We start from the raw sequence: 12,708 nt of genomic DNA, 5'->3' as shown, positions 1-12,708 counted from the left end.
GATTAATAGGTAATTATAATGATTAATAATCCTCAAAAAATCTATACTAAAACAAAAACAATAAAATTAAAAAAAAATGATATACGCGCAGTTTTTATTCGTTCTAATATTTTTCAAGGATCTTGGAATTTTGAACGTATGCAAGCATTAGGATTTTGTTTTTCTATGATTCCAGTAATCCGACGTTTATACCCAAAAAATAGTAAAGATCAAAAAGAAGCAATTAAACGACATTTAGAATTTTTCAATACACACCCATATGTCGCTGCCCCTATATTAGGAGTCACTATGGCCATGGAGGAACAAAAGGCTAATGGTGCTACTACTATAGATAACGCTTCTATCAATGGTTTAAAAGTAGGACTAATGGGGCCTTTAGCCGGAGTAGGTGATCCAATATTTTGGGGAACCGCTAGACCGGTATTTGCTGCCCTAGGAGCAGGAATCGCCATAGGAGGGAATTTATTAGGTCCGTGTCTATTTTTTGTTTTGTTCAACACAGCAAGACTAGCTACTCGTTATTATGGCATCACGTATGGTTATAAAAAAGGAATCAGCATTGTTAACGATATGGAAGGAGGGGTTTTGCAAAAATTGACAGAAGGTTCTTCCATTTTAGGTTTATTTGTTATGGGAGCATTAGTTAACAAATGGACACATATAAACATACCATGCGTACTTTCTAAAATTACTGATAATGATGGAAATACAGTAGTCACAACTGTACAAAATATTTTAGATCAGCTCATGCCTGGATTTGTTCCTTTATTGTTAACGTTTGGTTGCATGTGGTTACTGAATAAAAAAATAAATGCACTATGGATTATTATAGGATTTTTTGGGGTCGGGATTGTTGGGTACCGCACAGGACTATTAGGGCTTTAAACAAGTAATTTAGAGCTACAAAAAAATAAGAGAACCTAAATACTTTTACTTTTTAGGTTCTCTTATTTTTTTGTAGCTCTAAATTACTATCACAGCAGTAACCATCATCCATTATTTTAAGATCTTTACCAAAATTACTAAATTAACACATTAGTACCACATCTTCTCTCATATACCTGCACATATTTTTAAACTTTAAAAAAGCACTATGTATACTATGTATTTCACATCAACAGTAAATTTGTACTATGATACTCGCTGTTTATTTTCAAAATACCCTTATTTCATATAAATACACATACATCACAATCAACAGATTATAAAGCCGTCACGTTTACAGCAGACGGACCTTTATGTCCATCTTGAATTTCAAATTCTACACTTTGTCCCTCAGACAAAGTTTTAAATCCATTTCCTTGAATGGCAGAAAAATGTACAAATACATCTTTACTACCATCTGACGGTGTAATAAAACCAAAACCTTTAGATTCATTAAACCATTTTACTTGACCTTTAATTTTTGCCATCTTACGTATTTCCTTTAGAGTGTTTACATTTGCCGTAACAGCGATTAAAAGACAAACCAGAGTTATTATTCTCGCGAAACATTCAAATAAGAGGAAATTATATTATTCATACATAACACTTCTTTACTGAAGTTATCAAAATACTACTTATATACGGAAGCATATCTCGGTTTACCTGACATTTCATCACCTAATCCTATGATTAAATGATCCTACTAATAATATATAAAACATCTTTCATTTATATCTTCACGATCATCACTAACAAGAATAATTCAAAAAACATACTGAAGTAACGATGCAATCCAACACACATCACTATGATGTAAACCAATTTATTCAATTAATAACAATATCTAAAAGATTTTACATATAAATAAAGAACTAATCTACACTACCATTTCTACCACATAAAACCTAAAAACAAAACAAATTTTTTCGTTATTTTAGAACATAATTAAATTAAAATAAATATTTCTATAAAAACGTTACGCTCATACTAAGTGCTACAAGTAAGATAGCATTTATTTTTTACTTTGTAAATCATACAACACACAACCCTTTACATAAACTCATAAAAACAATGATTTTCATCTTTAATCAAAGTTACTTATTTAAAAATAAGACGACTTATTTAAATAAATACCATGTTGTAATGCTTCTATCCGCTTATCTAAAGAAGGATGAGATGCGAATAAATTACTTAATATACTTTTTTTTACACTATTAATATACAAAGTAGTAATACTATTAGACGTGTTAAGTTCATGACTATTTTTTAATTCTTGTAAAGCAGCAATAACGTTTCTACATCCTACTAATTTAGCGGCACCCGCATCCGCATAAAATTCACGATGACGTGAAAACCAAAACACGATGATACTAGCAAATATACCGAACACAATCTCTAAAATCGTTGATACAATAATATATGCTATAGAATTATTTATATCACAATAATTGCTGCTAGGGATATCAATCTGCTCATCATGTTGATCATTTGCAAATGAAGTCCAATAAAATATCATCGCGGCAAGACTACGCGACACAAAAATCACAAAAGTATTAATTATACCTTGAATAAGGGTCATAGTAATCATATCTCCGGAAGCAATATGATTCATTTCATGAGCAACAACAGCCTTAATTGACTCTTGATTCATATTTTTTAAAAGACCAGTACTAACGGCTATTAATGCCGAATTTCTTGTTGCTCCCGTAGCAAAAGCATTCATATCTATAGAATCGTAAATAGCCAACTGTGGCGCACCAATATCTAATTTCTTAGCCTGATCGTGTATTATTTTTAACAATAAATGTTCTACATCATTAGATGCTTTACTAATAATCACGCCATGAACTGCAGATAAAGCTATAGATTTAGATAACAATAGCGAAATAACCGCGCCTCCGAAACCAAATATTCCAGCCATTCTCATTAATTCAAATGTAGTAGAGGACCTACATCCCAACAAGCTCAATATACTACCAAATAATATTATTACTGATAAATTAGTAATTAAAAGCAATATAATACGCATCATAAAAACCATCTTCCTATTTAATAAAAAGACCTAAATATTTACACAATATCCAATGATATAGATAATTTCAATTTTTTAAGAATCTTTTATATGCAATAAAAACACTTCGATATTAATTTTTTAAACAATTAAGAACACCCAATTATCATAAATGTTTTTTAAAATAAAAAATTTTAAACTTCTATTAATTAAAATAAACAAATTAATGATTACTATAATGTATAAAATCATTACGTATGAAATTTATATTCATTCCAAAAACGACCATCTTTAGCAATCATAGTCACAGAATCTGTAGGGCCCCAAGTACCAGCTTGATAAAGCTTAGGGGCGTCATTTTCCAATTCCCAAGCTTGCACAATAGAATCAACCCATTTCCAAGCACCTTCTATTTCATCACAACGAACAAATAATACTTGGATACCGCGCATAGTCTCTAACAATAATCGTTCGTATGCATCAACTACATGTTCTGGGCAAAAATCTTTATAAAAACTTAAATTTAATTTAGTAGTATGTAATCGATGTTTATGACCTAATCCAGGTACTTTATTCAAAATCTGAACATCTATCCCTTCATCTGGCTGTAATCGAATAGTCAACTTATTATTAGGCAGATCTTTATATGAATCAGGAAATAAATTAATCATTGGTTTTTTAAAAAAAATTACAATTTCAGAACATTTAATAGGTAACCTTTTCCCGGTACGTAGATAAAATGGAACACCAGTCCAACGCCAATCATCTATGTTGACACAAATAGATACAAATGTTTCAGTATTACTGCTTTTATTAGCCCCTTCTTCTTCTAAATAACCAGGAACTGGTTTCCCTTGAATAAAACCAGACGTATATTGTCCACGCACCGTAACATCATGTACGTTATTGCAATTAATTTTCCTTAATGAATGAAGTACTTTAACTTTTTCATCTCGAATACAATCAGCGCTTAAATTAGTTGGAGGCGACATTGCTATGATAGTCAAAATCTGTAATAAATGACTTTGTATCATATCACGCATTTGCCCTACCGAATCAAAATATTTCCAACGACCTTCAATACCTACTTCTTCCGCCACAGTGATTTGCACGTGATCAATAGTATTATTATCCCAATTCGAAGAAAACAAATAATTTGCGAAACGCAATGCCAACAAATTCAAAACCGTTTCTTTTCCTAAATAATGATCAATACGATAAATTTGATTTTCTTCAAAATATTCTGATATCTGCGCATTAATAATACGAGCAGAAGCTAAATTAGTACCCAACGGTTTTTCTATAACTACACGATTTGATTGTTTATTTAATCCAATAGTGCTTAACCCTTTGCATATAACACCAAATGTATCAGGAGGCATAGCAAGATAATTCACTGTTACCATATCTATACTTTTTAGCTTATCTAACAACAAAACAAATCGTTCAGTTTGATATACATCTAAATTACAAAAATCAAGTCGTGCTCTGAACACATGCCATAGCGATTCGTCAATGGGATCCGACATAAATGTTTTTAAAGCAACATATATAACTTCGATATACATAACAAGACTCCATTCTGCACGACCTACTCCTATAATACGTGTGTCAGGATGAATAGCGCCTATTTTTTCCAATTGATATAATGATGGAAACAATTTTCTACGTGCCAAATCACCTTTAGCTCCAAAAATAATTAAATTACATGCTTGAGTAATAGATGTTGATCTCATATTTGTTCTCTGATATGTTAGATGAATATAAGTTTTTAATATCCATCATATATAGGTAGGCCATATAACAAGTACAAGCTTGTTATATTTAATCAAAAATACAATAATAAGTAGCCTTAATTAAATTTGGGTTTATAAAAGTAATAATCCGTAAAAAAAATTAGGCATCATTTGTAATATTAATATTAATTGTCTTTATATTTTCACAATGGTTTTAGAGCATTTTTATGCTTTTTAAGATATATAATCAAACTATATATCTAAAAATTAGATATGCCTAAAGATTAATAAAATATATAATAATACATATTTTATAATCCCTGAATTAACGTATCATAAGTTTGTACATAATTGAATAGTTTATTTTATATTAAAAAATAATACCCACTACAACTGTAGTTATCTATGTATTTATCTAATCGATAGATTATCAATTAATATTCATAATCTTAAACGCTACTACATTAACGTTGCTAATATTTCCAAAAAAATTAATTAATTATTTTATAAATATCAAGAACAAATATTTTATATATAAAATATACATTATTATATAGTATATTAAAATTTAATATAAAATAAACATAAATTATAATACATTAATGACATAATTAATGATCACCATTTTTTAATATTGGTTATTTACATTTAAGTTGCATAAGGAACTATTATGTCTCAACAATTGAGAAGAACTAAAATTATCGCTACTTTAGGTCCTGCTACAGATAAAGGTAACAACCTTGAAAAAATAATTATCTCAGGAGCAAATATCGTACGACTAAATTTTTCTCATGGAAAAACACAAGAACACTTTGTCCGAGCAGAAAAAGTACGGAAAATAGCCTCCAAACTAAGTACATACATTGCTATTCTCGGAGATTTACAAGGACCTAAAATCCGTATCTCAACTTTTCAAGGAAACAAAATATATTTAAAATCTGGAGATAACTTGTTAATTAATGCCATGATGACGAACAACAATACAGGTGATCACAAATGCGTAGGCGTTGATTACGAAGAACTCGCGCAAGACGTACACCCAGAGGATTTACTTCTATTAGATGATGGAAGAATTCAGTTAAAAGTTGTAACAATCCATAATACTAAAATATATACTAAAGTAATTATTGGAGGTATATTATACAACAACAAAGGCTTAAACAAATTAGGAGGGGGGCTTTCAGCAAAAGTCTTAACAGACAAGGACAAAATTGATATTATTACCGCGGCTCAAATTGGAGTTGACTACCTAGCGATATCATTTCCCCGTAGCAGTATAGATTTAAATTGTGCACGAAAATTAATTGTCGATGCCGGCAGTCATGCAAAAATTATTTCTAAAATAGAACGCGCAGAAGTAGTTGCATCCGACGAAACAATAGACGATATCATCCACGCATCAGACGCAGTCATGGTAGCCCGAGGAGATTTAGGAGTAGAAATTGGAGAACCAGAACTAGTGGGTGTACAAAAAAAAATAATACAAAGAGCACGTGCTCTTAATCGCGCAGTCATTACCGCAACTCAAATGATGGAATCTATGATTTATAATTCTATGCCTACTCGCGCAGAAGTAATGGACGTAGCCAATGCAGTATTGGATGGCACTGACGCAGTTATGTTATCCGCTGAAACCGCTACAGGTCAATATCCATCTGAAACTGTAACAGCTATGGCTAATGTATGTTTAGGTGCCGAAAAAAATTCAAACATCAATTTTTTATCAGACATCAGCCAAAAAAAAAAATTTAATGATATCGAAGAAGCTATCGCTATATCGGCAATGTACACTGCTAATCATCTAACAGGAGTAAGCGCTGTTATTGCTTTGACTGAATTTGAAAGTACTACGTTATTGATGTCTCGTATCAATTCAAAATTACCTATTTTTGCGCTATCCCAACACAAACGCACTTTAAATATAGTTACTCTCTACAAAGGAGTTATTCCTATTTATTTTAATAGAATAGGGAATAACGTGATAGACGCCAAGTATGCTAGTAATTTGTTACGCGACAAAGGACTTCTGCTATCTGGTGAATTAGTGGTTGTGATACAAAATGATATATACAATAAGTGTGATGTAATTAATATTAGTCACATTCTACAAGTAGAATAATTATCATTGATTGAAATATTTTTGCAATTACATGAAAAATTCATGATATCATCACGTATATGATATGTAATATTACTTAAAAAACTCGCATGCATGCGAGTAAACTATCTTAAAAAAGAAACCAAATAAAAACTATATTATTAAAAAATTATACAATTAAATACATCTAATCAAAACGTAATTGAGAAAGAATTTCTTTTACTTGATTTAAATATATCGTACGTTCAGGGCCTGATAGCTTCTCAATATTTAATAATGTAGTAGTCAATGGGTTTACGGGACGATGATTGATCCATATTTCAAAATGTAAATGAGGTCCTGTCGATCGACCTGTATTTCCGGATAGCGCTATGCTGTCGCCTAATTTAACTCTTTGTCCAGGTTTAACTAATAACTTTTTTAAATGCATATATCGAGTGATACAATGGCAATTGTGCCTAATTGCCACATAATTACCAGCAATTTTGCTATATGCGCTGACGATAACTTCTCCATCCCCTACAGATACAACAGGAGTACCTATTGGTACGGCAAAATCAACTCCAGAATGAGGAGACACTTGACCAGTCACAGGATTTAATCTATTTAAATTAAAATTAGAAGACACACGAAATGGTTTTAATGTAGGAAATCGTATAAAATTACTTCCTAATCTCACAGCTTCACGATCATACAATTTACCGTTATTTGCACGAAATACATAGTAATCTTTACCAGCAGTATACAATCTCGCTCCAAGTAATGTGCTTTTAATACTATGGTCATCATTCATCATTATCGATATTAACACAGAAAATTTATCTCCCTGATGTAGTTTGTGAAAATCTAATTGATATTGTAATGCATTAATTATATCCATAATGCAATTTTCCTCTATACCTAAAGAACGAGCACTATCAATAAATGTTCCGCTTAATTTACCTATAAATAAAATTGAAGGAGATAACCCATCATTTAATTGATTTACAAATTTAATAATTCCTTCTGTAAAACTAGCATCCATACGATTGTAGACACGAATTTCCTGCGGAAAAATATCCCAAACTAAACATTGTAATTTTTTTTTTGTAATTATTATCCAAGAAAGTATTTGCCCCATTTTTATCTGTCTTAATTCTGGATACTGTTGTAGTAAAAGAGTAATTTCAGAAGCATCGATACCATTGCTGCTATATTTTATTAAAATTTTACTCAATATCTCATTCTGAGATACTGTATAGTTATACATGTTTATTTCTTGTGATGATTTATTAAAATACCAGTGTTTCTTCAAAATATTAGAACGAACTATGACACTATTGAAGAATTTTCCATTTTTCATAATTTCAAATTGATGAAACTCACGGTTCTGAATAAGAAGTGCTTTATTAGAATTTTTTTTATTTTTATTTAACGTACATGAAATAAAAACTTCGCAAACCGTTACAATCATAACCATTAATAGAAACACAAATAACATTACAAAATAATGCTTATACATATAACGATATAATAACTTAATAGCACTAACAATAATACTATGCACTAATTAATAGCCTATATTACGATCTCCAACAAAAAGAGAATCATTCTAACCAAAATTAAAAGAAATTATTACAGAAAAAAATACAAATGACTTTAATTCTAACGCTGTCTCTCAATAAAACAATCACATTACTTATGTATCTTGTAACAAATAGTTACACATAACAATCTATTGATTACTTTTATTTTTTAAAATATCTACAATAACCTTCTTAAATATTTTTTATAATATAAAAAAATCTACTCACATAAATACTACAATACCAAACACCCCTACTTGATGCATAAATTAATCAGGTGCATTAGCCATTATATCTACTGATGCTGTAGTTTTAGGAAACGCAATCACCTCCCGAATGCTCTTAGATCCAGTTAGTAACATAGCTATCCGATCCAATCCAAATGCTAAACCAGCATGTGGAGGCGCTCCATATTTTAATGCATCCATGAAATACCCAAATTTTTTTTTCTGATCGTTTTTAGTAATACCTAAAATATTAAATACTGCTTGTTGTATATCAAATGAATGAATACGCGCTGATCCACTACCAATCTCGCAACCATTAATCACCATATCATAAGCTTCTGAAATGACTAATAACGGATCTTTCTTTAACATTTGAACGTCACAATTTTTTGGAGAAGTAAACATATGATGCATAGATATATATTCCCCATGGCTGTTTTTTTTAAACATCGGGAAATCTATTATCCACAACGGAGCCCAAGAATCTTTCTTAATTAAACACAGATCATTACCTAATTTTAATCTTAAAGAACTTAACATTTTTGTGATAGATTGGTTTTTATTATCATTAAACCCAAAAAACAAAATGTCATTATTTTTAATATTAATTTTATTTAGAATAATATCTAAAGTTAAATTATCTATAAAATTAGTAACTGATCCTTGAATTTCTTTTTTAGTAATATCATTTTCACTAAATTGAACCTTAACCCACATTAATTCCTTCAAACCACATTTTTTAGAATAATCAATATACTCATCGATTTGTCTTTGTGTTAGTTGTCTACCATTAGGTACCTTCATAGCTATTACCTCAACATCAATATTATTTGCTCTAATAAATGACAACCTATTTTGTGTTGACTTAAATAAATATGATACATCAAACATTTCTATTGGATTTCTTAAATCTGGAGAATCAGATCCAAAACGTTGCATCACTTCAGAATATGTAAACTGAGAAAATACTCCCAATTCTACGTTTAAAATTTCACGCCAAATAATACGAATAAAAATTTCCATAAGTTCTCGTATTTTTTGTGTTGTCATAAAAGAAGTTTCAATATCTATTTGAGTAAACTCTGGCTGACGATTTGCACGTGAATCTTCATCCCGAAAACATTTAGTAATCTGATAATATCTATCAAAACCAGAAACCATTAACAATTGTTTAAATATTTGAGGTGATTGAGGTAAAGCATAATTTTTACCCGTGTGTAATCTACTAGGAACAATATAATCACGAGAACCCTCTGGAGTAACTTTTGTTAACATCGGCGTTTCAATATTCAAAAATCCCTCTAATTCCATAAAACGATGAACAATTGACATAATACGCGATCGAGTTTTTATTCGATAAAACATAATAGAACGTCTTAAATCAAGATAGCGATACTTTAATCTATTTTCTTCAATATTATTTTTACTGATATCCAATGGTAATGGATCAGAAATATTAAGAATAGAAAATTTTTTCGCTATTACTTCAATAGCACCAGTAGATATATTGCTATTAATTTGGTTTTTAGGACGTGCACGAACCATACCTATTAACTGTATACAAAATTCTTGTTTCAATTTAGTAGCAGATATACACACTTCTTTGTTGTGATTCACATCAAAACAAACCTGTACATATCCTTCTCTATCACGCAAATCAATAAAAATTAACCCACCAAAATTACGATATTTATTGATCCACCCGCATAATGTAACCTCTAAACCCACATGAGCCAAATTTAATTGACCGCAATATGCAGTACGCATACAAATACCTCTAATCATGAATATCGAATTAGATAATACCTATTTTACAGAAAATTACATATCAATTAAACACATGTATATTATAACTTATAAAAACACATACGCTTTTGTTTTCAAAAATTCATAAAAACAAAAACTATTTCTACATAATGTGAATAATCTGAAAAAAATATTATAGAACCTGTTTCTACACTACACTAAAATTTGTTTAAATTAACCGTAATTTAAATTTACCTTATATTTTATTTAAATAATATTATAACACTTAATCATTTAAAATAAATAACACACAACAAAACCATATACAAGGATACATATGTATCCTTGTATATGGTTTTTATTTATGATATTTTTATTACAAATAAAATTAAAACTTCAATTACATGTGAAATAAAATATATTTTATTTCACATGTAATTGTTACTATTTGTCTTGAAAAAAATCACATAAAAAACTACATAATTACCAATAATAATTCAATAATCTAAGTGTTATAAACACAACATGAATATATCAGACAAATACAAAATAACTTTAAAATATTTATACAATTACAAAATATAGTTTTGCTTTATATCAAAACAAATCAATTACATTTCTAATATAGAAAATAATACATTTTTAAAACCTTTATATGAATATTCAAAAATTTTTATTAAAAAAAATTCATCAAGCTTTACGTGCAATTACAAATGAATCCTTTTTTCATCTGATACAAGTACAACAATCAACAAAAAGAAAATTTGGGAACTATCAAATTAATGGATTAATAGCTATCTCTAATAAATTAAATATACCTGTGGAAGAACTCGCTAAAAAATTCATAAAATTTATTAATTTAAATGATGTTGCTCATACAATAAAACTTGAAAAACCAGGATTTATTAATATATTTTTAAATCCAACATGGATATCCAATCAAATTAATAATATTTTTTCCGCATCTCATTTAGGTATTACTCCAGCTACATCAAAAACTATTGTTATTGACTATTCTGGACCAAATGTTGCAAAAGAAATGCATGTTGGGCATTTGCGTTCAACTGTTATCGGAGATAGTATTGCACGCATCTTATCTTTTTTAGGGCATCATGTCATTCGAGTCAACCACATAGGGGATTGGGGTACTCAATTCGGTATGCTGATCGCCTATATAGAGAAAAACACACAAACTGAATGTTTACTAAATGAAACTATACAATTATCTACGTTAGAACATTTTTACCGAGAAGCTAAAAAAAAATATGATATTGATCCTGATTTTGCTGAATTATCTCGAAGTTACGTTCTAAAACTGCAAAAAGGCGATCGATATTATCGTCAAATATGGAAACGTCTAGTAGAAATTTCCATTTTAAGCAATCAAAACATATACGTACGATTAAATATTAACTTAAAAAAAAGCGACATTATAGGAGAAAGTTTTTATAATGATATGCTTCCTAACATTGTGTCAGATTTAAAAAATAAAGGCTTAGCCGTCACAAGTAATGGAGCTACTGTGGTACTTCTCGAGAAGCATCATAACAAACACGGTACTCCTTTTGGGGTCATTGTTCAAAAAAAAGACGGAGCTTATTTATACAGCACTACTGATATTGCTTGCATAAAATATCGTTGCAAGGTACTACATGCCGATAGAATTATTTACTATATTGATTCTCGGCAAAAACAACATCTAATACAAGCATGGGAAATTGCTGATAAAGCAGGTTATATAGGAAAATCAGTATTATTAGAACACCATATGTGTGGTATGTTACTTGGGAAAGACGGTAAGCCATTTAAAACACGATCTGGAAACGCACTGAAATTAAAAACATTATTAGATGAAGCTTTAGAACGCGCTCGTTGTTTAATATCAAACAAAAACCCTAATTTAAAATATACTGAAATCAATAAACTAGCACATATTATTAGTATAGGCGCTATTAAATATTCTGAGCTATCAAAAAATCGTACTACAGATTATATATTTGATTGGAATAACATGTTAAACTTCGAAGGAAATACGGCGCCTTATGTACAATATGCATGTACCAGGATTTTTTCTATTTTTAAACGATCTAAACAACCTAATTTTCAATTAAAAAAAAATAATATTCAATTAGAAACTGAAGAAGAAATGTTGTTAGCAATTTGTTTACTTCAATTTGAAGAAACGATTGTTGCAGTATCAAATCAAGGAACTCCTCACATGCTATGTTCTTATTTATATAAATTATCCGTATTATTTTCCTCCTTTTATGAAAATTGTCCCATTATCAAAGCGCATAATACACATACAAAATATAGTAGATTAAAATTAGCATTAATTACTGGTCGTATTTTAAAAAAAGGATTAAATTTATTGGGAATTAAAACGGTAAGACATATGTGA

Annotated in this window: 8 protein-coding genes; 3 read left to right on the top strand and 5 right to left on the bottom strand. The window is 29.6% G+C overall.

Features of this window, described 5'->3' with window-relative positions; translation table 11 throughout:
• The first annotated feature begins 18 nt into the window (after positions 1 to 18).
• On the top strand, positions 19 to 885 hold the full coding sequence (locus M9407_RS00390) for a PTS mannose transporter subunit IID (protein ID WP_250237207.1): 867 nt from the start codon (positions 19 to 21) through the stop codon (positions 883 to 885).
• A gap of 317 nt (positions 886 to 1,202) precedes the next feature.
• On the opposite strand, the gene cspE is transcribed toward M9407_RS00390, so the two are convergent.
• The 3 genes from cspE to zwf form a co-directional block, all read right to left on the bottom strand.
• The gene (gene cspE / locus M9407_RS00385) at positions 1,203 to 1,412 is read right to left on the bottom strand and encodes a transcription antiterminator/RNA stability regulator CspE (RefSeq protein ID WP_011282991.1); all 210 of its coding nucleotides are present in this window, start codon (positions 1,410 to 1,412) and stop codon (positions 1,203 to 1,205) included.
• A 614-nt stretch (positions 1,413 to 2,026) separates the two neighbouring features.
• The gene (gene htpX, locus M9407_RS00380; RefSeq protein WP_250237205.1) at positions 2,027 to 2,956 is read right to left on the bottom strand and encodes a protease HtpX; all 930 of its coding nucleotides are present in this window, start codon (positions 2,954 to 2,956) and stop codon (positions 2,027 to 2,029) included.
• Between the two features lie 230 nt (positions 2,957 to 3,186).
• Positions 3,187 to 4,671: a glucose-6-phosphate dehydrogenase gene (gene zwf, locus M9407_RS00375; protein ID WP_250237203.1), complete on the bottom strand. Its 1,485-nt coding sequence runs from the start codon at positions 4,669 to 4,671 to the stop codon at positions 3,187 to 3,189.
• Positions 4,672 to 5,341: 670 nt separating this feature from the next.
• On the opposite strand from zwf, the gene pyk reads away from it, so the two are divergent.
• The gene (gene pyk, locus M9407_RS00370; RefSeq protein WP_250230871.1) at positions 5,342 to 6,790 is read left to right on the top strand and encodes a pyruvate kinase; all 1,449 of its coding nucleotides are present in this window, start codon (positions 5,342 to 5,344) and stop codon (positions 6,788 to 6,790) included.
• Positions 6,791 to 6,956: 166 nt separating this feature from the next.
• On the opposite strand, the gene mepM is transcribed toward pyk, so the two are convergent.
• Together mepM and aspS are read right to left on the bottom strand one after the other, a co-directional pair.
• Positions 6,957 to 8,315, bottom strand: a complete 1,359-nt coding sequence (gene mepM / locus M9407_RS00365) for a murein DD-endopeptidase MepM (RefSeq protein WP_284309713.1) — start codon at positions 8,313 to 8,315, stop codon at positions 6,957 to 6,959.
• 288 nt (positions 8,316 to 8,603) lie between these two features.
• On the bottom strand, positions 8,604 to 10,328 hold the full coding sequence (gene aspS / locus M9407_RS00360) for an aspartate--tRNA ligase (RefSeq protein ID WP_250237199.1): 1,725 nt from the start codon (positions 10,326 to 10,328) through the stop codon (positions 8,604 to 8,606).
• Between the two features lie 634 nt (positions 10,329 to 10,962).
• On the opposite strand from aspS, the gene argS reads away from it, so the two are divergent.
• Positions 10,963 to 12,708 carry an arginine--tRNA ligase gene (gene argS / locus M9407_RS00355; protein WP_250237196.1) on the top strand — a complete coding sequence of 582 codons (1,746 nt, stop codon included), beginning with the start codon at positions 10,963 to 10,965 and terminating at the stop codon, positions 12,706 to 12,708.

Origin of the sequence: Blochmannia endosymbiont of Camponotus sp. (assembly GCF_023586365.1) — a bacterium.
GTDB lineage: Bacteria > Pseudomonadota > Gammaproteobacteria > Enterobacterales > Enterobacteriaceae > Blochmanniella.
Note: the sequence above shows the minus strand (reverse complement) of the source record. Positions and strands in the feature narration are given on the sequence as shown.